This window comes from uncultured Bradyrhizobium sp. (genome assembly GCF_964252615.1).
Taxonomy (GTDB): Bacteria; Pseudomonadota; Alphaproteobacteria; order Rhizobiales; family Xanthobacteraceae; genus Bradyrhizobium.
This window is the reverse complement of record NZ_CAXUNQ010000003.1, coordinates 195,851-215,509: the sequence shown is the minus strand read 5'-3', so window position 1 is coordinate 215,509 and position 19,659 is coordinate 195,851. Positions and strand designations below refer to the sequence as shown.

Sequence of the window (19,659 nt, the reverse complement as noted above, 5' to 3'; positions counted from 1 at the left end):
TCCTGCCCCGCGTCCGTGACGTTCGCGAGCGCCCCTGTAGTGGGGCAGGACACGATCAGCATAAGCGAGGTTTGAAGAGCGGGGATAACTATCCAACAAGATTTAACGATAATGAACGAATTTTTTTGTCCGCCAGAAGGCGCGTTCATAACAACGCGCAGGCCGGTACGGCGCGAACGAGGGCGCACGGCGTTGACACCCCCACCGGAGTTGGCGAAAAGGCCCCGTGACAACAGCCCTGCCGGAACAAGCCAGCCCGACGCAGCGCCGTCAGCTATTGGCTGTGGTCGCGCTGATCGCGTGTCTCACCGCGATGCGCGCGATCTATGCAGGTCTGATCGAGTTGCGTACCGACGAGGCCTATTACTGGACCTGGTCGAAGGAAAGCGTGCTGTCCTTTCTCGATCATCCCCCGATGATTGCGTGGTTCATCCGCCTGGGCACCGCGATCTTCGGGGATACCAACTTCGGCGTACGGTTTGCGGGCTTGCTGGCGATGCTCGTCACGCAACTGTTGCTGGCGGATCTGGTGCGGCGTGTAACCCAGGACTTCCGGGCCGTCATCCTTGCGGTGGTGATGCCGGAGGCGGCGGTCTATTACGGCCTGCTGATGGCCAAGGTCGCGCCTGATGTGGCGCTGATCCCCTTTGCGGTCGCGATGGTATGGGCGCTGGTCCGGCTGTCTGAAAGCAATGACGAACGCTGGTGGCTCGCCGCAGGCGGGTTTGCGGGCCTGGCCCTGTTGTCGAAACTCACCGCCGTGATGCTCGTCCCTGCCGTCCTGGCGTTCATGGTGATACCCGATTGGCGACGGCGCTGGTTGACCAGCCTCTATCCCTGGCTTGCCGGCGGAATTGCGGTCGCGCTGTTCTCGCCGGTCCTGATCTGGAACGTTCAGCACGACTGGGCATCGTTCCGATTCCAGTTCGTGCGTGCGGCGGCCACCCATGAATTATCGTTGCGCACGGTCGGCGATTTTGTCGGCTTGCAGTTCTTTCTGCTCGGGCCGATCCTGTTTCCAGTGGTCTTATCCGGCCTGGCGTTGACGGCGTGGCGCGCGGTTCGGCGGCGTGACGCCATTGCCGTTCTGCTCGGGACCAGCGTTATCATCCCGTTCGGCTATTTCTTCTGGAAATCGTTGAGTCTACGGATCGGCGACACTTGGCCGATGTTCATGTGGCCGATCGGATTTGCCGCGGCCGCCATCAACATCGCGATGCTGTCCCGCGAAAACTGGCCGGCATGGATGATCAGATCCACCATCGCATGGGCAAACGCGGCGGTCGCGTCGGGCATCGCACTGGTAATTGCGGTCTTTCTCTATTCCGTCGCCAGCCCCTGGAATTTTTTCGGCAAAGCGGATCCGATCGGTGGGGAAGCGGGCTACGAGCAGGTCGCGAGCCGCGCGCGCGCCGAACTCGAGCAGATCGGCGCGACCTGGATCGCGACCACCGATTATCGCACCTATGCGATGCTGCGCTGGTACTTCAAAGACCACGTGCCGGTGGTGCAGATCAACGAGCGCGGCCGGTTTGCGGGCTTTCGCGATCCCGGCATGAATCGGATCAGAGGTCATGCCGCCCTGTATGTCGCGCGCGAACCGGACCAGACCAATCCGGTCTGGGCTGCGACGACGGCAGTGCTGACGCCGTTGGAACGGGTGCAGCGAAAGTGGCGTGGCGTGGTGATGGATAGTTACGCCCTGGAGAAGCTGAACGGCTGGACCCCCGATCTCGATCCGCCGGTGGATTCGCCACTGTATCGCTGGCGTGTGCTGGCGGAAGACATTTCGAATGGTAACCGCCGGTTCGCTTTCGCGTCGCCGGCAAAATAAGATCCTCGAGCCCGGCGGTATGAAACAAATCTCTGGTCATCCACGGGCTTGACCCGGCAATCCATCCGCTTCGAACGACTCTTGGGAAGAAGGATGGATAGGCGGGACAAGCCCGCGTGTGACGAGGTGTGTGAATCCACCAGGATTGAGCCCGGCCATGACGCTCGGGCACTGGACGGTTCCCGTTCCGCCAAGCGCGGGAAAAAGTGGAACTTTGGCGAACGTCCGCGATTATAGGTGCGAGAGACACCGAGGAGGATTCAATGAACGGTCTGATTTATCTGGTCGGTCTGGTGGTCGTTATCTTGGCCGTATTGTCGTTTTTTGGCTTGAGATAGGGGCGGCGGTCATGATCGCGCAAACCGACGTTTCCGGCCCGCTTGACGCGGAGCCAGCCGTTTTACAATGGACGCCGGTAATCGCAGGAGCCTTGGCTGCTACGGCGCTCTCTCTCATTCTGGTTACATTCGCTGCAGCGGTGGGGTTGGGCGTAAGCTCGACGGCGCCGACCTGGCGTGACGCGTCCGCAGCGCTCTGGATCCTGTCGGGGATCTACCTCATTATCCAGGCAATCGTCAGTTTTGCCTTTGGTGGCTATATTGCAGGCCGCCTGCGTCGTCCGCTCGTCGCCGTTCCCTCCGAACAGGTAGAAGTCCGCGACGGAATTAACGGGCTGGCCGTCTGGGCCTTGGCGGTGGTTCTTGGCGCGACGGTGGCCGCGTTCGTCGCTGCTGCCGCTGTCAATCGCCCGTCCCCAGCGACAGCCAGTCTCAGCGCCGCCGAACCGCTTTTGAGCTATGAACTTGACCGCCTGTTCCGATCGGGGCGCCGGCCCGCGAATGCGGACTTGCGGTCCGAGCGGGCCGAGGCCGGCCGTATTCTGCTGACCTCGTCCGGCCACGACGGTGTGAGCACGGAAGACCGTACGTATCTGGTTCAAATGGTAGGCGCCACCACCGGTCTAGCCGCTGCGGACGCCGAGCGCCGCGTTGACAATGGCATCGCCAATGCCAAAGCTGCGCTGAATCGTTCGCGTCGCAGCACGATCATCCTCGCATTTTCCTTGGCAACGGCGTTGCTGCTTGGCGCGGTGGCGGCATGGGCGGCCGCCTGCGCCGGCGGCCGGCACCGCGATGGAGCTCCCCTTCCAGAGTGGATGGCGCATTCGGATCGGCTGGCGCGCAGGCGTATTGTGATTCACTAGGGAGCAGCGCGTCCCTTCACGCGCGCGCAAAGGCGCACTGGCATTTCATTCGTCGGCGCCGCGCTTGCTCAGCAGATCCCTGGCGAGATCACCGAGCGCAGGGCGGGGCAGTGCCGTGAATGGCAGCGGCCGCGTTACGTCGATCGCCGCAAGGCCCAGCCGCGCCGTCAGCAGTCCGTTCATGACGCCTTCACCGAGCCGCTGCGACAGTTTTGCCGCGATGCCGTGGCCGAGCACCTGCTGAACAAAGCCGTCGCTGGCCGCCATGCCGCCGGTGATGGCAAGATGGGCGATGACGTGCCGCATCAGACGGATCAGCCCCAGCGTTCCCGGCCGCCCGCCATAAAGCCGCGCCAGTTGCCGGACCAGTCGCAGCGATGCCGCAAATACAAAGAGAACATCGATCAGCGCGCGCGGGCTGACGGCGGTGACGATGGAGACGCGTTGCGCTGCGGATGAGACGAGGCGGCGCGCCTCTTGATCCAGCGGCGTCATCAGTTCGCGTTCGGCCAGCCGGATCAGATCGGCGCCGTCGATGATGTCGTCGCCATGGTTTTGCAGCACGGTTCGCGCCCGCGCCAACTGTGGGTTGCGGTGCGCAAGCCTGAGCAGGTCCTGCATGATCGCGCGGCTTTCGGCGCGGTCGTCGCTGAGCAGCGCGTCGGCCGCGCGGCGATGCAATTTCTCGATGGTTGCAAGGCGCGCAAGGCTGAACGCCTCCCGCGCCACGATGACGACAAGCGCCAGCGTGGCCACGAACGCCAGCACAATTCCAAGATAGCCCAGCCCTTCGCTGCGCGAAAACAGATCCTCGATCAGATGTGTCACGCCGAGCCCCAGGCCGAGCAGGACGAGGCCTCCGAGCGCGGTCCAGAGCAGGATGCCCCAGCGAAAACCGCGCTGCGGCGGGCCTGCCGGCTCCTCCGCCACCACTGGCAGCAAGGAGGGGTCGGCTTCCGGCGTAATCCGGATCGTGCCGCGCGACGGCCGGCCCGGATCGCCATCGGGATCCATCACGATCACATGGGGATCGTCGAGCTTGAAGGTCGCGGGACGGCGATGCGGCTCTCGCTCACTCATTGCAGTCTGTCTCCGATCAGGAACTGGAGCGCGCGGTCCAGGCGGATGTGAGGCAGCGCCGGCCCGCTCGCATCGTCGTTATCGAGCTGCGGCGGGCGGAAACGGAGAAAGCGAAAATCGGCTTTGTCAGCCGTTGCGGCGGCCAGTCCGCGAAAGGCGCCGTCGTCCCGAAAGAAATCGTCGAGATCGACCGGCAGGTCGCCGGGAAACGTCGCGACCTCGGTGTTGCCGTCGAAGATTTCGCCGTTCGCAGTCTCGCCCTTGGCGGGCGTCCCGAGGATGGACGGCAGCCTGTCGCGGCCACGCTGCACCTGGGCTTCGCGGGTGGCGCGCACCGCAGCCAGCGCAACCACGTCGACCGCGGCTCCGGCTACCTCGGCCCGGGTCGCGGCACGGTCCAGCATGCGCCGCAAGATCGCCTCCAGCCGGTCATGGCTGGAATGGTGCAGATGGTCCGCCTTGGTGGCGGCAAACAGGATGCGGTCGATGCGCGGCCGGAACAGCGCGCTGAAAACCGTACTGCGGCCGATCCGGAAACAGTCGAGAATGCCGCCGAGCGCCGCTTCCAGATCGTGCAGCGCTTCCGGTCCCGCGTTGAACGCCGAAAGCGCATCGATCAGGACGATCTGGCGATCGAGCCGCGAGAAATGGTCGCGGAAAAACGGCCGGACCACCTTTTCCTTGTAAGCCTCGTAGCGCCGCCGCATCATCGCCCACAGCGAGCCGTCCGGAGCAATGCCGTCGACCGCGACGTCGAGCGGCGCAAAGGTCAAGGCGGGCGAGTTCACGAGATTGCCCGGCATCAGGAAACGGCCCGGCGGCAGCAGGCTCATGGCGATGCGTTCGTCACGGCATGCGCGCAGGTAGTCGGTGAACAGTTTTGCTGCGGTTATGGCGGCCTGCTCGTTCTCGTGCGCTTCGGGACTAAGCGTCGCAAGATGTGCATGCCATTCCGCCGCCGGTCGGGCACGCGGCTCACCCCGCGACAACGCAAGACTTTCCGCCGACCATCGTTCGTAGGATTTGGTGAGCAGCGGCAGATCGAGCAGCCATTCGCCGGGGTAGTCGACGATATCGAGGGTCAGCGTGCGCTCCGCGCCATTTTGCCGTTGATAGTCGATCACCAGCCGAAGTTGGCTGATGTCCGTGGTCGAACTCGGCCAGCACCGCTGCTCGATCAGGGTGCGCAGGTGGTTTTCGTAGGCGAATCTCGGCACCGCATCGTCGGGCTGCGGCGCAAGCCGGGCGCGGGCGATCCGTCCGGTTGCGAGAGATTCGAAGATCGGAAACCGCCCGCCGCGCGCCAGACCATGGACCAGCGCGGTGATGAAGACGGTTTTTCCCGCGCGCGACAGGCCTGTGACCCCGAGCCGAACCGTCGGTTGGAAAAGATGGTCGCCGTAATCCAGCAGGGCCCGCGCGGACAGGCGCGCTTCCTCGACAATTTCGGAGAAACTGGCCATGCGGGGATGAACGACTCGACAAGGATGGAGGCAAAAGCGCCCGAAGCTTTTCAAAAAGTGGCGATTGTCCGGGCAAAATCAAGTTTCATATTTAAGGCGGTTTTGCCGGTTCAGTTTCGTTGACCTTGCAAGTGGTATGATTTATCGCTTGCTGACGAAGGCGGACGACCGATCGATGACTATCTTCAAGCTCAAGCAATTCGCCTCGGATTCCGCCACCGCCGCGATCGGCGCCGTGCGCTGGAACTACGACCGCGCAGAGCTGATCGCGGACGGCGTCGTGCACGGTATCGGCGTGCTCGGCGGTCTGGTGGCGGCAACCGTGCTGATCGTACTCACCGCCGTCTATGCCACGCCGTTCGACGTCGCCGTCGTATCGGTTTATGTCGCCGGTCTCTTGACCATGCTGGTGCTGTCGGCGACCTACAATCTGTGGCCGGTGTCGCGGGCAAAATGGGTGCTGCGCCGCTTCGATCATTCGGCGATCTACGTGCTGATCGCGGCGACCTACACGCCGTTCATCATGGAGATCAAGGACAGCATCCTCGCCATCGCGCTGCTGGTCGGGATGTGGTGCGTGGCCGTCGTCGGCATCGTGCTCAAGCTCGCGTTGCCGGGCCGTTTCGATCGGCTGTCGGTGGGGCTTTATCTCGCGATGGGCTGGAGCGGCTTCATGCTTTATGACGCCGTGGTGGCGGCATTGCCCGCCATGGCGCTATGGTTCGTCATTGTCGGCGGGGCGCTGTATAGTTTCGGCGTCATCTTCCATGCGTGGCAACGGCTGCGTTTCCAGAACGCAATCTGGCATTCCTTCGTGCTGCTCGGCGCGGCCTGTCATTACACCGCCGTGCTCGACCTGGTGCTGAGCTGACAATCTCGAACGGCGGGACGTGACGATGCAGGTTGCCGGCAAGGTCGTCGTGGTCACCGGGGGCGCCAACGGCATCGGCCGGGCGCTGTGCGAAGCCTTTCGTCGCGCGGGTGCCGCCAAGGTCGTCGTCGCCGACATCGATCTTGCCAACGCCGAAGCCGTCGCATCCTCGATCGATGGCGCGGCGTTCAAATGCGACGTCGGCCAGGAGCGGGACATCCGCCACGTCGTCGAGGACACCGAAGCACGCTTCGGCCCGATTGCGCTGTTCTGTTCCAATGCCGGCATCGGCGGCGGCTTCGATCCGCTCTCGGAAAATGCCGGCGGCACCTCGGACGAGCCGTGGGCCAGAAGCTGGGCCATCCACGTCATGGCCCATGTCTATGCGGCGCGGCATCTGGTGCCGAAGATGAAAGCGCGCGGCGGCGGCTATTTTCTCAACACGATTTCCGCCGCCGGCCTGCTGTCGCAGGTGGGTAGCCCGGCCTATTCGGCCACCAAGCATGCCGCGGTCGGCTTTGCGGAGAATCTCGCGATCTCGCACCGGGCGCATGGCATCAAGGTTTCGATCCTGTGTCCGCAAGGCGTCGATACCAACATGCTGCGGTCGATTCCGAAAGGCCCGCAATCCGGCGATGGCGATCTGACGCCGGAGCAGGTCGCGCAGGATGCCTTGCGCGGAATAGAGCAGGAAACCTTCGTGATCCTGCCGCATCCGCAGGTTCTCGATTACATGCGCAAGAAGACAGAGAATTACGACCGCTGGATCGGCGGCATGGCGAAGATCCAGGCCAGGATGCGGGAAAGTTACGGAAAACCATAAGCTCTACGTCATGGCCAACACAAGGCCGGGCATGGCGGCGGGTTACTTCTGCCCATAAAGCAGCGGCACTGCGGACTCCACCATCACCTCGATCAAGCTGACGCCGTGATGCGCGAGGCCGCGCGTCAGCGCGGGCGCCAGTTCCGAGGCCTTGTCGATCCGTACGGCATCGCAACCCATTCCCCCCGCGATCTGCACAAAATCGATGCCGGGCAGATCGAGGCCGGGGACGTTGCGGACCTGCATCACCTCGCTGAACGAGCGCATCGCGCCATAACCGATGTTGTTGAGCACCACCACGGTCAGCGGCAGCTTGCGCTGCGCCGCGGTCCACAGCGCCTGAATCGAATACATCGCCGAGCCGTCGCCGATCAGGCACACGGTGCGGATACCCGGCCGGCCCAGCGCCACGCCGACCGATGCGGGCAGCCCGTAGCCAAGACCGCCGCTGGCCATGGTGTAAAAGCTGTCCTGCCCGCGCATCGGCAGGTACTTGTACATCAGCGGACGATGCGACGGCGCTTCCTCGACCAGCGCGGCATTCCCCGGCAGCACGCTCGAGAGCGTGTGCATCAGGAAATCGACCGGGATCGGATCGGCCGCTTCCGGCGGCGGCAGGCTTGCGCGTCCCGCTGGCATCGCGCGCGGGGTCTCGATCAGGAACTGCAAGAGCAGCGTCAGCGCCGGCTTCATGGTGGCGATGATGCTGGTGCCTGACGGAGTAACTGCTGCGGCGGCCGGATCGTCAGTGATCTGGAAAATGGAGCTGGCACCATCGAAGATCGCGGCCTGGCCTTCGACGTGGAACGTGAATACCGGGGCGCCGATCACGGCCACCAAGTCATGCCCGCGGAGTGCATCGGACAACTGCGCTGGCGAAGCCTGAAGATGCCCTGCGAATTGCGGATGCCGCTCCGGAAAGCTGCAGCGCGAGGAAAACGGGCTGACCCAGACGGCGGCCCTGGCCTTTTCGGCGACCTGCACCATCAGGTCGACCGCCCTCGCGCGGTCGACCCCTGGACCGACCACCAGGGCAGGGCGCTTGCTGTTGCCGAGGGCGGCGGCGAGCGAACGCATGGCGTCCGGATCGGGACCGAGATCCCGGGTGACGCTGCGCACGGTGATGCGCGCGCCAGGGCGGGTCCAGTCGTCGATCGGCACCGAAACGAATGTTGGCCCGCACGGCGGCTGCATCGCCACGTAATAGGCGCGCGCGATCGCCGCCGGCACGTCTTCGGCGCGCGCGGGCTCGACGCTGAACTTGACATATGGCCGCGGAAATTCGGAGGCGCGCTCCGCATACAGAAACGGCTCCAGCGGCAGGATGCTGCGCGCCTGCTGGCCCGCGGTGATCACCAGCGGTGTCTGGTTGCGGTAGGACGTGAAGACATTGCCCAGCGCGTTGCCGAGGCCGGCGGCCGAGTGCAGGTTGACGAAGGCGGCGTTGCGGGTGGCCTGCGCATAGCCGTCGGCCATGCCGATGACGGAGGCTTCCTGCAGGCCCAGCACGTAATCGATATCGTCGGGCCAGTCGCTCAGGAACGGCAGTTCCGTCGAGCCGGGATTGCCGAACACTTTTCGGATTCCGAATGCACGCAGCAGCTCGAGCGTCGCGTCCTTGACGGTGACGGACCCGCTCACCACGTCGCGGTGCCCTTCATGGTCGGCGCGCCTTCGCAATTCGCGGTCCACAGTTCCATGCCTGCGTCCCCGTCGTTGGCATTGACGCTGAACTCGCCGCCTTCGAACAGCGGCTGTACCCCGCGATAGGTGAACTTTGCCGGTGCCGCCCCGCCGCGCAGCTTGGCCGCGAATTCCACCAGCAACGCTGCCTGCATCGGCCCATGGAAGATCAGGCCGGGATAGCCCTCCACCCTGGTGACGTAATCGCGGTCATAATGAATGCGATGGCCGTTGAAGGTCAGCGCCGAATAGCGGAACAACAGCACGGCGTCGGCCATATGGCTTTCGCGATAGGTTGCGGATGGCGGAGCCGCCGGCCTGGCTGTAGCGGCGGGCTGACCGCCCGCCGGCACATCGCGATAGACGATGTCCTGCCGCTCGCGGATCGCGACGCCGCGCGGCGATGCGATCTCATGTCGGACGGCCACAAAACACAGCATGCCGGTGCTGCCGGTCTTCATGGTCACATCCAAAATGCGCGAAGATCGTTTCATCTCGTCGCCGACGCGGAGCGTATCGATAAACTCGAGCTCGCCTCCGGCCCACATCCGGCGCGGCAGCGGCACCGGCGGCAGAAAACCGCCGCGGGCGGGATGGCCGTCCGGCCCAAGCTGCGACATCGGATAGACCGGCTGCGCCAGGCACCAGTGCGCGGTGAAGGGCGCGGCGTCGCCGGTTTCCGGTTCGCCGACCTCCATGAACAACGTCGCGCGCAGGCCCCGCACGAGATGCGCCGTGACAATGTCGGTTTTCTCTTCGGTGCGGCCGATCCATTGCCGGAGATGATCCAGATCGAGGGCGGCGGAAGCGGCGGCGGCGGTCATGGTGATTTCGTTCCGGAGCGGATGGATGTGGCGTCGGCGCGGCCGCCGATCGCCGGCACGGCGCCATAGCGCCGCGGTTGATCGACGACGACGGCGGCAGGCGCCGGATAGGCGACCGGCCCGTTCGGCGTATCCACCTCGATGCGACGCAAATGCGGATGGATGGCGAGATCGGCCATGGTGTTTACTTCCGCAAACGCAATGTCGGCTTCGGACAGCCGTTGCAGCAGTTCGTCGCGCGTCAGCGCCGCAAAACTGTCGCCGACGATCCTGTCGGTCAGCGCCCGGTTGCGCACGCGCTCCACCATATTGGCAAGCCGCGGGTCGCCGGGCAGGTCGGGTTGGCCCAGCACTTCGGCGCAGAGTTTTTTCCATTCGCGCTCGCTCTGGATGGAAATCAGGATGCCCCTGCCGTCGCTGGAGGTGAACACGCCATAGGGCGCGATCGAGGGATGCGCGAGGCCCATGCGCTGCGGCGGGTTGCCGGCTTCGGCGTTGAGCAACGGCACCGTCAGCCAGTCCGCCATCACGTCGAACATCGAGACGCGGATGTCGGCGCCCTTGCTGGTTCGCCCGCGCGCGATCAGGGCTTCGAGAATGGCGGCATGAGCGGTGGCGCCGGTGGCGATATCGACGATCGAAAGGCCGACGCGCGAGGGACCGTCCGGACCGCCGGTGATCGAGGCCAGGCCGCTCTCGGCCTGGATCAGAAGGTCGTAGGCCTTGCGATGCGCGTAGGGGCCGTCATCGCCATAGCCGGAGATGGTACAGCAGATCAGCTTCGGATAATCCCTGCGCAGGCGGTCAAGCGGGAAGCCAAGCCTGTCCATCGCGCCGGGTTTCAGATTTTGCAGCAGCACATCGGCTTTTGCGATGAGCGCTTCCAGCGCCGAGCGGCCGTCGCTGGTCGCAAGATCGATGACTTCGGAATCCTTGCCGCGATTGAGCCAGACAAAATAGCTGCTCTGGCCTTTGGCGGCGGCGTCGTAACCGCGGGCAAAATCGCCTTCCGGCCGCTCCACCTTGATGACATGCGCGCCGGCGTCGGCGAGGCGCGACGAGCAGAACGGTGCTGCGACCGCCTGTTCGACGGCGATCACGGTCAATCCCTCGAGCGGCAGCGTCGGCATGTCAGTCATCCACACCGTCATTGCCGGGCTTGACCCGGCAATCCATCCTTTTCGCAGAACGCATTTTATGAAGATGAATGGACGCGCGGGTCAAGCCCGCGCATGACGCGCAGTGTGCGGAAACGCTCCCGGACTTCATGGCTCTGAACCCTAGTAAGAACGCGGCATGCCCAGCACGTGCTCGGCCAGATAGGACAGAACGAGATTGGTCGAAATCGGCGCGACCTGATAAAGCCGCGTCTCGCGGAACTTGCGTTCGACGTCGTACTCCTCGGCGAAGCCGAAGCCGCCATGGGTCTGCACACAGGCGTTGGCGGCTTCCCAGGAGGCATCGGCCGCGAGCATCTTGGCCATGTTGGCTTCGGCGCCGCAATCCAGGCCGCCCTCGTACCGGCGCGTCGCTTCCCTGACCATCAGCTCGGCGGCGCGCATCGCGGCGTAAGCCTTGGCGATCGGAAACTGCACGCCCTGGTTCTGGCCGATCGGCCGGCCGAATACCACGCGCTCCTTGGCATAGGCGCTGGCCTTGGCGATGAACCACTTGGCGTCCCCGACGCATTCGGCGGCGATCAGGATGCGCTCGGCGTTCATGCCGGACAGGATGTAGCGAAAACCCCGGCCTTCCTCGCCGATCAGGTTCTCCGCCGGCACGCGCAGGTCGGTGAAGAACACCTCGGTGGTCGCATGATTCATCATGGTGCGGATCGGACTGATCGAAAGCCCGTTGTCCTTCGCGGCCTTCATGTCGACGATGAACACCGACAGTCCGTCGGTGCGTTTCTTGACGTCTTCCTTCGGCGTCGTGCGCGCCAGCAGAATCATGAGGTCCGAATGTTCGGCGCGGCTGGTCCAGATTTTCTGGCCGTTGACGATATAGCTGTCGTTGCCGTCGCGCCTGGCAAACGTCTTCAGCGACGACGTATCGGTGCCACTGGTGGGCTCGGTGACCCCGAACGCCTGCAGCCGCAACTCGCCGCCGGCGATCTTCGGCAGCCACTCCGCCTTCTGCGCGTCGCTGCCGTGCCGCAGCAGCGTGCCCATGGTGTACATCTGGGCATGGCAGCCGCCGCCATTGCAGCCGGCGCGCTGGATTTCTTCGAGGATCGCGCAAGCGGCGGAGAGCTTCAATCCCGCGCCGCCGTATTCCTCCGGGATCAGCACCGAGAGGTATCCAGCCTTCGTCAGGGCATCGACGAAGGCCGAGGGATACGCCATCTCGCGATCGAGCCTGCGCCAGTATTCGCCGGGGAACTGCGCGCAAAGTCTTGCGACGGCATCGCGAATATCCTGGAACTCATCCGGTTCCGCGGCTTGGGTCATCATCGGAAATTTGCATTCTTCTAGGAAATACGCACCGGCAGGGATTCGTAACCCTTGACGAAGCTCGAATACACCCGCTTCGGTTCGCCGACAACCTCGATGGTATCGAAGCGTTCCAGCATTTCCTGCCAGACGATCTTCAATTGAAGTTCGGCCAGCCGCATGCCGACGCAGCGATGAATGCCGAAGCCGAACGACAGATGCGTTCGCGGCCGGGCCCGGTCGATGATGAAGTCGTTGGGATGCTCGATCACTTCTTCATCGCGGTTGCCGGACACGTACCACATCACGACGCGGTCGCCCTTTCTGATGGTCTTGCCGCCCAGTTCAGTATCGGCAAGCGCGGTGCGGCGCATATGCGCCAGCGGCGTCTGCCAGCGAATGACCTCGGGCACCATGGTGTCGATCAGGGCCGGATTTTTGCGCAACTTCGCGTATTGATCGGGATTCTCGTTCAATGCCAGCACCGACCCCGTCATGGTGTTGCGCGTGGTATCGTTGCCGCCCACAATCAGCAGGATGAGGTTGCCCATCAGATTATCGGCATCCATGTAACGGGTGGCGTCGCTATGCGCCATCATGGACAGCAGATCGTTGCGCGGCTCGGAATTGACGCGCTCGTTCCAGAGTTTCGTGAAAAAGGCGGCGCATTCGTCCATCTCGCGGCGGCGTTCTTCCGGCGACGAAACCACCCCGCTCTTCGGCAGCGCGGTCGAAACGTCGGACCAGCGCGTCAGCTTGTGCCGCTCGTCCCAGGGAAAATCGAACAGCGTCGCCAGCATCTGGGTGGTCAGCTCGATCGAGACGCGCTCGACGAAATTGAAAGTCTCGTTGCGCGGCAGCGCGTCCAGCACTTTGGCCGAGCGACGGCGGATCAGGACCGCAAGCTCATCAAGATGCGTCGGCGTGAACATCGGCGACACGGTCTTGCGTTGAGCGCCGTGCGTGGGCTGGTCCATGGCGATGAAACTCGGCCAGTCGTAGCCAACCGGCACGTCGCGGATGGAAATGCCGCCATTCCTCACATCGGATGAATAGACGCCGTGATTGGTATCGACATGCATGATGTCGTTGTATTTGGTCACCGACCAATAAGGTTCGATCGGCGCATTGGTGCAGTAATGCACCGGCTCTTCCTTGCGCAGCCGCTCGAAATACGGCCACAGCGTATCGTCCTGGAACAACCGAGGCGCACCGGGATGAAAATCCTTCAGCGGCATCGAATAGGCTTGCTCGCGCGCGGCGCGGCGGCGCGCTTCCTGGTCTGACCTGATCGCGGTCTGGATATTCATATCTGGTGCATTCCAACGGGTTTCGGCCCCGACATCAGCCGGCGATACGGACCGGCAGCGTTTCGTAGCCTTTGACGAAGCTGGAATACACCCGCTTGGGCTCGCCGACCACCTCAATATCATCGAAGCGCTTCAGGATTTCCTCCCAAATGATCTTCAACTGCAGCTCGGCGAGCCGGATTCCGACGCAACGATGAATGCCGAAGCCGAAGGAGACGTGGGTACGCGGCCGCATCCGGTCGATGATGAATTCGTAAGGGCGATCGATGACGTCCTGGTCGCGGTTGCCCGAGACGTACCACATCACGACCTTGTCGCCTTTTCTGAACCGTTTACCGCGGAACTCGATGTCTTCAAGCGCGGTGCGGCGCATATGCGCCAGCGGCGTCTGCCAGCGGATCACTTCCGGCACGAAACTGTCGATCAACGCCGGGTTCTCGCGCAGCTTCCGGTACTGGTCCGGATTCTTGCTCAAGGCGTAGATGCTGCCCGACAGCGTGTTGCGGGTGGTGTCATTGCCGCCGACGATCAGCAGGATGAGGTTGCCGAGGAAATTCTTCGGATCCATGTCGCGCGTGGCTTCGCTGTGCGCCATCATCGACAACAGATCGCTCCTGGGCTCCTGGTTGATGCGCTCCCTCCAGAGCCTGCCGAAATACGCCGCGCATTCCAGTAACTCCGCTTGCCGCGCGTCTTCGGTGGCGACCACGCCGTCCGGACCGGGAAGGGTGGTGGCGACGTCGGACCAGCGCGTCAGTTTGCGGCGATCTTCCCAGGGGAAATCGAACAGCACCGCCAGCATCTGCGTGGTCAGTTCGATCGAAACGTGGTCGACCCAGTCGAATACTTCGTTCTTCGGCAGATTGTCGAGGCATTCGGCCGAGCGCTTGCGGATGTTGATCGCGAGCTGGTCGAGATGCGTCGGGGTGAACATCGGCGCCACCGTCTTGCGTTGCGCGCTGTGTCGCGGCTGATCCATGGCGATGAAGCTCTCGCGGCGCAGATCGGTCGCGACGTCGCGGATGGTGATGCCGCCGAGCGACGCCGCTGACGAGAACACCGCATGGTTGGTTTCGATGTCCATGATGTCGTTGTATTTGGTCACCGACCAGTACGGCCCGAACATGCTGTCCTTGCAGTAGTGCACGGGGTCTTCCTTGCGCAGCCGGTCGAAATACGGCCAGAACGTATCGGTCCTGAACAATTCCGGATCGCCGGGATCGAATTGCCCGAGCGGGATCGAATAGGCTCTTTCCCGTGCGGCCTTCTGCAGGGCATCCTCGGCAGGATTGATCGTTCCGTGCATGTGACATCTCCCGGCTCGTCCCATCCGTGATTGAGCCCGGAGGGTGTCGCGTCGGACGGAATTACAGCCCGTTGCGGCTGCATGAGCAAGGGAGTTGACCGGTTTCCATCCAGATTCAGGCGGCCGGCTTTAACCGAATTCATGACCTGGAGCTGACCGCACCACCGGCCGGCGGCCGATGTGCCCTTCTCAGCACCCTCGGGCCGTGACATGGTTATGGTCAAACACAAAGCCGTCTGACCGGAGGCAGCCAGCCGATGATTCCCAACGCGCAACGGATGTTTAATTTCGACCTTGGCGAGACCGCGGACGCCATTCGCGAAACGGTCCGCGACTTTTCGACCCATGAGATCGCGCCCCGCGCCGAGGAGATCGACAAGACCAATCTGTTTCCGCGCGACCTGTGGCCGAAGCTCGGCGAACTCGGCTTGCACGGAATTACCGTCGAGGAGGAATACGGCGGTTCCGGGCTTGGATACCTCGAACATTGCATCGCCATGGAAGAAATTTCGCGGGCATCGGCGGCGGTCGGCCTGTCCTATGGCGCGCATTCCAATCTGTGCGTCAACCAGTTGCGCCGTAATGGCAGCGATGCGCAGAAGCGCAAATACCTGCCCAAGCTGATTTCCGGCGAACATGTCGGCGCGCTGGCGATGTCCGAACCGTCCGCCGGCTCCGACGTGGTGTCGATGTCGACCCGCGCCGACAAAAAAGGCGACCGCTACGTCATCAACGGCAGCAAGATGTGGATCACCAACGGTCCCATCGCGGAAACGCTGGTGGTTTATGCCAAGACCGATCCGTCGGCGGGACCGCGCGGCATCACCGCCTTCATCATCGAAAAAGGCATGAAGGGATTTTCTACCGCGCAAAAGCTCGACAAGCTCGGCATGCGCGGCTCCGACACCGGCGAACTGGTATTTGAAGACTGCGAAGTGCCCGACGACAACGTGCTCGGCGAGGCCGGCCGCGGCGTCAATGTGCTGATGTCGGGCCTCGATTACGAGCGCTCGGTGCTGGCCGCGGGTCCCCTGGGCATCATGCAGGCCTGCCTCGACGTGGTGATGCCCTATGTGCACGAGCGCAAGCAATTCGGTCAGCCGATCGGCAGCTTTCAACTGGTGCAGGGCAAGATCGCCGACATGTACACGACCATGAATGCGTCGCGCGCCTACGTCTATGCGGTGGCCAAGGCCTGCGACCGCGGCGAAACCACGCGCGAGGACGCTGCCGGCGCCATCCTCTATGCATCGGAGAAGGCGACGCAATGCGCGCTCGATGCGATCCAGTTGCTCGGCGGCAACGGCTATATCAACGATTATCCGACCGGCCGGCTGCTGCGCGACGCCAAGCTGTACGAAATCGGCGCCGGCACCAGCGAAATCCGCCGGATGCTGATCGGCCGGGAGCTGTTCGAGAAGTCGGCATAGGGCGCAAACCTCGTGCGCCGGACACAGCGCAGCGCGCCGCTCTTCGCGGCGTGGTGCGCAGAGCCGGGGTCCATGCAACGGCATGGCGTGGCGCTGGCGGGTCCCGGTTCGGCGAAGCAGCGCTGCGCGCTGCGTCGCGCCCGGGACACGAGTTTACTCCGCCGGCAAGACATTCACCTTCGCCACCCACGCCCGCACGTCGGCCAGCACCTGCGGCAGGACGGCCCTGACCTCCTGAACCGTCATCCCGGCCTTGATCCGCGGGTCATACAGGACGTTGAGGATGTACTGATCGTAGACGTCGAAAAATCCCATCTGGACGCTGTCGTTGAACATGGTCCAGGGGACCGCACTGGTATCGTTGATTGGCCCGAGCGATTGCAGCAGCTCTTCGTAGGCGCAGTCGAAGAAGGTAAAATCGCCGCTGTCAATCGTGAGAATGACGTCGGAGTGCTCAATTTCGTATTTGTCGTTTTTGCGAAAGCCGGACAGGCATTGCGGATCGAGGTTCTTGCGAATCTCGCGCGCACGGTCGCTGCCGTAGAACGTCGAAATGGTGCGGTTCAGATCGCGGTCGCGCACCAGCCTGACCATCACGTTGGCGCCGTCGCTGTTGTCTGCCATGGCGATGTCGAGGTGCCGGACGCGCGTTCGGATGTCCGCGACGATTTTGGCGAGCTGGGCCTTGCGATTGGTGCGGCGTACGCCGCCGGCGAACACGCGCACCGGCGTGTCGTATTTGCGGATGCGGTCGACCCGGCCGGCAAGATGATATTCGGCGCCGAACGCGGTCTTCAGAAAACCGTCCACGATCTCAGTGTCGGTGAATGTTTTTCTTTCGGTGCGCTGCCGCGATGCGATGCCGGGAATTTCCGCGGCCGCCGGATGCTGCCAGGCGAAACCGTCCAGCACGATGCAGCTCAAGCCAAGGACGAATTGCAGAACCGGTTGAAGTCGAGGAAATACGCGCATTGCAACGACGCTGCCGCAATCGCTGCGCGTGCGCAAGGTCGTCGTCGATCAGTTTTTGACGACCACGGTGGTTCCGACCCGGACGCGGTCATAGAGATCGGCGACGTCCTCATTGGTCATGCGGAAGCAGCCCGACGATACGGCCTGTCCGATCGTTTCCGGCTCATTGGAGCCGTGAATCCGGTACAGCGTCGAACCCAGATACATCGCTCGCGCGCCGAGCGGGTTGTCGACGCCGCCGCGCATGTGGCGGGGCAGATCGGGTCGGCGGCGCAGCATCTGCGACGGCGGCGTCCAGCTCGGCCATTCCTTCTTGGCCGAGATGCGATGCACGCCGCCCCAGCGAAAGCCGTCGCGTCCCACCCCGATGCCATAGCGCAGCGCCTGGCCGCCCGGAAGTACCAGATAGAGCCGCCGCTCCGCAGTATTAACCACGATGGTGCCGGGCGAATAATCGCCGGCATAGCTCACCGTGGCCCGCGAAACCGGGCTCGATCCGCCGCCGGGGGTGCCGAAATTCGGGCCGCCGCCCATGATATCGCGCATGTCGAAAAAGCCCTGCGCGGAGGCGCCCGCGGTTCCGGCGATCAGGGCCGCGACGGCAACAAGCAAAGCAAAGATGCGGGTCATCATCATCCTCGGCAAACTCCATCTCGCCAGAGAGAGGCCATAAATGGACCGATTTCGCAAGCCACGGCCGCGTGAGCGGTTAATTTCCAATCCCATCGTTGCCGAAAAACCCGCTTTGGAACGCACGCCGCGATGCCAGCAATGCGCCGCAACCCCTTTGACCAAACGCGTGAACAATGGTTGATCTCTCAGGATGTCCAAGAACGTCGCGAACGGAGCGGAACAATGAATGGGGCGGAAAGTCTGGTGCGAACCTTGGTCGCGGGCGGCGTCGACGTCTGCTTCGCCAATCCTGGCACCTCGGAGATGCATTTCGTCGCGGCGCTGGACCGCGTCGAGGGCATGCGCTGCGTGCTCGGCCTGTTCGAGGGCGTGGTGACCGGTGCTGCGGACGGCTACTTCCGCATGAAGGGCACGCCGGCATCGACGCTATTGCATCTCGGCCCCGGCCTCGCCAACGGGCTTGCCAACCTGCACAACGCCAAGAAGGCGAATTCCGGCATCGTCAACATCGTCGGGCAGCACGCGGTCTATCACATCGGCTACAACGCGCCGCTGACCTCGGACATCGAGGGCCTGGCCCGGCCGATGTCGGCCTGGGTCCGCACCTCGCCGGATGCAAAATCGGTGGCGCGCGACGGCGCCGCCGCCATCGCCGCGGCCAAAAGCGCGCCGCCGCAGATCGCGACGCTGATTTTGCCCGCCGACACCGCATGGAATGAAGCCGACGGTGTCGCGGATGCGCCCGCGGAGTCCCAACGCGCGAGTTATTCGTCGCAGGCGGTCGACGCCGCGGCGAAAGTGCTGCGCGGCGGCGAGCAGACGCTGCTGCTGCTGACCGGCGGCGCGCTGACTGAGCAAGGTCTGGCATTGGCCGCGAGCATCGCCGGCAAGTCGGGCTGCAAGGTGATGGGGCAGACTTACAATCCGCGCATGGCGCGCGGGCGCGGGCGGTTCGCGATCGACCGGATTCCTTACGTGATCGAGCAGGCGCTGCCGATCCTGAAAGATTTCAAGCATATCATCCTGGTGGAAGCCAACGATCCGGTGGCGTTCTTCGCCTACCCCAACAAGCCGAGCCTGCTGAAGCCGGAGGGCTGCGAGGTTCACCGCATGACCTCCGGCGGCGAGAACTCGGTGGCGGCGCTGGAGGCCTTGGCGAACGCGCTCGGCGCGACACCCGGCGATGTCAGACCGCAGAAGATGGCCGATTTGGTGACGCCGACCGGCGCGCTGACCCATGCCTCGATCGCGCAGGCAATTGCGATGGCGATCCCGGAAAATGCCATCGTGGTCGACGAGTCCATCACCACAGGCCGCGGCTTCTTTCCGCCGACGGCGGCGGCCAACCCGCACGACTGGCTGCAGAACATGGGCGGCTCGATCGGCTTCTCGACGCCGGTGGCGACCGGTGCTGCGGTAGCCTGTCCCGACCGCAAGGTGATCTGCATGGTCGGCGACGGCAGCGCGATGTACACGCTGCAGTCGCTGTGGACGCAGGCGCGCGAGGGCCTCAATGTGCTGACCATCGTATTCGCCAACCGCATCTACCAGATCCTGCGCGGCGAGTTCGATGGCGTCGGCGCAGGAGAGCCTGGGCAGCGCGCGCTCGACATGCTGAAAATCGACCGCCCGGCGCTGGATTGGGTTTCGCTCGCCAAAGGCATGGGCGTATCCGGCCGGTCGGTCGCCAACGTCGACGATTTCGTCAAGGCGCTGGCGGAAGGGATCGCCGAGCCCGGGCCGCGGCTGATCGAGGTGCAGATGTGAATCCGGCCCGATCTCGGCAAAATTCCG

16 protein-coding genes are annotated in these 19,659 nt (G+C 63.7%); 6 read left to right on the top strand and 10 right to left on the bottom strand.

Features of this window, described 5'->3' with window-relative positions; genetic code table 11:
• The first annotated feature begins 313 nt into the window (after positions 1–313).
• Positions 314–1,834: a glycosyltransferase family 39 protein gene (locus ACFE72_RS03575; RefSeq protein ID WP_375411685.1), complete on the top strand. Its 1,521-nt coding sequence runs from the start codon at positions 314–316 to the stop codon at positions 1,832–1,834.
• A 349-nt stretch (positions 1,835–2,183) separates the two neighbouring features.
• Entirely contained in the window at positions 2,184–3,038 is an 855-nt protein-coding gene (locus tag ACFE72_RS03570; protein ID WP_375411665.1) for a hypothetical protein, read from the top strand.
• 45 nt (positions 3,039–3,083) lie between these two features.
• Here the strand turns inward: ACFE72_RS03570 and ACFE72_RS03565 are convergent, their stop codons facing one another.
• Positions 3,084–4,118 carry a YcjF family protein gene (locus ACFE72_RS03565; protein WP_375411664.1) on the bottom strand — a complete coding sequence of 345 codons (1,035 nt, stop codon included), beginning with the start codon at positions 4,116–4,118 and terminating at the stop codon, positions 3,084–3,086.
• Positions 4,115–5,581, bottom strand: coding sequence for a YcjX family protein (locus ACFE72_RS03560; RefSeq protein WP_375411663.1), 1,467 nt, complete (start codon positions 5,579–5,581; stop codon positions 4,115–4,117). Before ACFE72_RS03560 ends, ACFE72_RS03565 begins: the two co-directional genes overlap by 4 nt.
• Positions 5,582–5,756: 175 nt before the next feature.
• Between ACFE72_RS03560 and ACFE72_RS03555 the strand changes: the two genes are divergently transcribed.
• Positions 5,757–6,452: a hemolysin III family protein gene (locus ACFE72_RS03555; RefSeq protein WP_375411662.1), complete on the top strand. Its 696-nt coding sequence runs from the start codon at positions 5,757–5,759 to the stop codon at positions 6,450–6,452.
• A 25-nt stretch (positions 6,453–6,477) separates the two neighbouring features.
• Positions 6,478–7,275 (top strand): SDR family oxidoreductase, encoded by a 798-nt coding sequence (locus ACFE72_RS03550; protein ID WP_375411684.1) that lies wholly within the window; start codon positions 6,478–6,480, stop codon positions 7,273–7,275.
• A 42-nt stretch (positions 7,276–7,317) separates the two neighbouring features.
• Here ACFE72_RS03550 and mdlC read toward each other — a convergent pair whose 3' ends face one another.
• The 6 genes from mdlC to ACFE72_RS03520 all read right to left on the bottom strand — a co-directional run bounded on the left by mdlC (position 7,318) and on the right by ACFE72_RS03520 (position 14,830).
• Positions 7,318–8,916 carry a benzoylformate decarboxylase gene (gene mdlC / locus ACFE72_RS03545; RefSeq protein ID WP_375411661.1) on the bottom strand — a complete coding sequence of 533 codons (1,599 nt, stop codon included), beginning with the start codon at positions 8,914–8,916 and terminating at the stop codon, positions 7,318–7,320.
• Positions 8,913–9,782, bottom strand: a complete 870-nt coding sequence (locus tag ACFE72_RS03540) for a MaoC family dehydratase N-terminal domain-containing protein (protein ID WP_375411660.1) — start codon at positions 9,780–9,782, stop codon at positions 8,913–8,915. The genes mdlC and ACFE72_RS03540 overlap by 4 nt, the downstream gene beginning before the upstream one ends.
• Positions 9,779–10,912: a CaiB/BaiF CoA transferase family protein gene (locus ACFE72_RS03535; RefSeq protein WP_375411683.1), complete on the bottom strand. Its 1,134-nt coding sequence runs from the start codon at positions 10,910–10,912 to the stop codon at positions 9,779–9,781. Before ACFE72_RS03535 ends, ACFE72_RS03540 begins: the two co-directional genes overlap by 4 nt.
• Before the next feature lie 150 nt (positions 10,913–11,062).
• Positions 11,063–12,235 (bottom strand): acyl-CoA dehydrogenase family protein, encoded by a 1,173-nt coding sequence (locus ACFE72_RS03530; RefSeq protein ID WP_375411659.1) that lies wholly within the window; start codon positions 12,233–12,235, stop codon positions 11,063–11,065.
• A gap of 17 nt (positions 12,236–12,252) precedes the next feature.
• Positions 12,253–13,524 carry a cytochrome P450 gene (locus ACFE72_RS03525; RefSeq protein ID WP_375411658.1) on the bottom strand — a complete coding sequence of 424 codons (1,272 nt, stop codon included), beginning with the start codon at positions 13,522–13,524 and terminating at the stop codon, positions 12,253–12,255.
• 34 nt (positions 13,525–13,558) lie between these two features.
• Complete coding sequence (locus ACFE72_RS03520) at positions 13,559–14,830, bottom strand: cytochrome P450 (protein ID WP_375411657.1); 1,272 nt, start codon at positions 14,828–14,830, stop codon at positions 13,559–13,561.
• A gap of 257 nt (positions 14,831–15,087) precedes the next feature.
• On the opposite strand from ACFE72_RS03520, the gene ACFE72_RS03515 reads away from it, so the two are divergent.
• Positions 15,088–16,260 (top strand): isovaleryl-CoA dehydrogenase, encoded by a 1,173-nt coding sequence (locus ACFE72_RS03515; RefSeq protein WP_375411656.1) that lies wholly within the window; start codon positions 15,088–15,090, stop codon positions 16,258–16,260.
• A 153-nt stretch (positions 16,261–16,413) separates the two neighbouring features.
• Here the strand turns inward: ACFE72_RS03515 and ACFE72_RS03510 are convergent, their stop codons facing one another.
• Both ACFE72_RS03510 and ACFE72_RS03505 read right to left on the bottom strand, forming a co-directional pair.
• Positions 16,414–17,172 carry a DUF2927 domain-containing protein gene (locus tag ACFE72_RS03510; RefSeq protein WP_375411655.1) on the bottom strand — a complete coding sequence of 253 codons (759 nt, stop codon included), beginning with the start codon at positions 17,170–17,172 and terminating at the stop codon, positions 16,414–16,416.
• 108 nt (positions 17,173–17,280) lie between these two features.
• On the bottom strand, positions 17,281–17,862 hold the full coding sequence (locus tag ACFE72_RS03505; RefSeq protein ID WP_375411682.1) for a L,D-transpeptidase: 582 nt from the start codon (positions 17,860–17,862) through the stop codon (positions 17,281–17,283).
• 225 nt (positions 17,863–18,087) lie between these two features.
• Between ACFE72_RS03505 and ACFE72_RS03500 the strand changes: the two genes are divergently transcribed.
• Complete coding sequence (locus tag ACFE72_RS03500) at positions 18,088–19,632, top strand: acetolactate synthase large subunit (protein WP_375411654.1); 1,545 nt, start codon at positions 18,088–18,090, stop codon at positions 19,630–19,632.
• Positions 19,633–19,659 lie beyond the last annotated feature (27 nt).

What these genes read in the sequence shown, in the direction of transcription:
- ACFE72_RS03555 (WP_375411662.1), top strand. Translation starts at nt 5,757, where the DNA reads ATGACTATCTTCAAGCTCAAGCAATTCGCCTCGGATTCCGCCACCGCC.
- ACFE72_RS03565 (WP_375411664.1), bottom strand. Translation starts at nt 4,118, where the DNA reads ATGAGTGAGCGAGAGCCGCATCGCCGTCCCGCGACCTTCAAGCTCGAC.
- ACFE72_RS03540 (WP_375411660.1), bottom strand. Translation starts at nt 9,782, where the DNA reads ATGACCGCCGCCGCCGCTTCCGCCGCCCTCGATCTGGATCATCTCCGG.
- ACFE72_RS03520 (WP_375411657.1), bottom strand. Translation starts at nt 14,830, where the DNA reads ATGCACGGAACGATCAATCCTGCCGAGGATGCCCTGCAGAAGGCCGCA.
- ACFE72_RS03500 (WP_375411654.1), top strand. Translation starts at nt 18,088, where the DNA reads ATGAATGGGGCGGAAAGTCTGGTGCGAACCTTGGTCGCGGGCGGCGTC.
- ACFE72_RS03530 (WP_375411659.1), bottom strand. Translation starts at nt 12,235, where the DNA reads ATGATGACCCAAGCCGCGGAACCGGATGAGTTCCAGGATATTCGCGAT.
- ACFE72_RS03570 (WP_375411665.1), top strand. Translation starts at nt 2,184, where the DNA reads ATGATCGCGCAAACCGACGTTTCCGGCCCGCTTGACGCGGAGCCAGCC.
- ACFE72_RS03550 (WP_375411684.1), top strand. Translation starts at nt 6,478, where the DNA reads ATGCAGGTTGCCGGCAAGGTCGTCGTGGTCACCGGGGGCGCCAACGGC.
- ACFE72_RS03560 (WP_375411663.1), bottom strand. Translation starts at nt 5,581, where the DNA reads ATGGCCAGTTTCTCCGAAATTGTCGAGGAAGCGCGCCTGTCCGCGCGG.
- ACFE72_RS03525 (WP_375411658.1), bottom strand. Translation starts at nt 13,524, where the DNA reads ATGAATATCCAGACCGCGATCAGGTCAGACCAGGAAGCGCGCCGCCGC.
- ACFE72_RS03505 (WP_375411682.1), bottom strand. Translation starts at nt 17,862, where the DNA reads ATGACCCGCATCTTTGCTTTGCTTGTTGCCGTCGCGGCCCTGATCGCC.
- ACFE72_RS03535 (WP_375411683.1), bottom strand. Translation starts at nt 10,912, where the DNA reads ATGCCGACGCTGCCGCTCGAGGGATTGACCGTGATCGCCGTCGAACAG.
- ACFE72_RS03575 (WP_375411685.1), top strand. Translation starts at nt 314, where the DNA reads ATGCGCGCGATCTATGCAGGTCTGATCGAGTTGCGTACCGACGAGGCC.
- ACFE72_RS03515 (WP_375411656.1), top strand. Translation starts at nt 15,088, where the DNA reads ATGATTCCCAACGCGCAACGGATGTTTAATTTCGACCTTGGCGAGACC.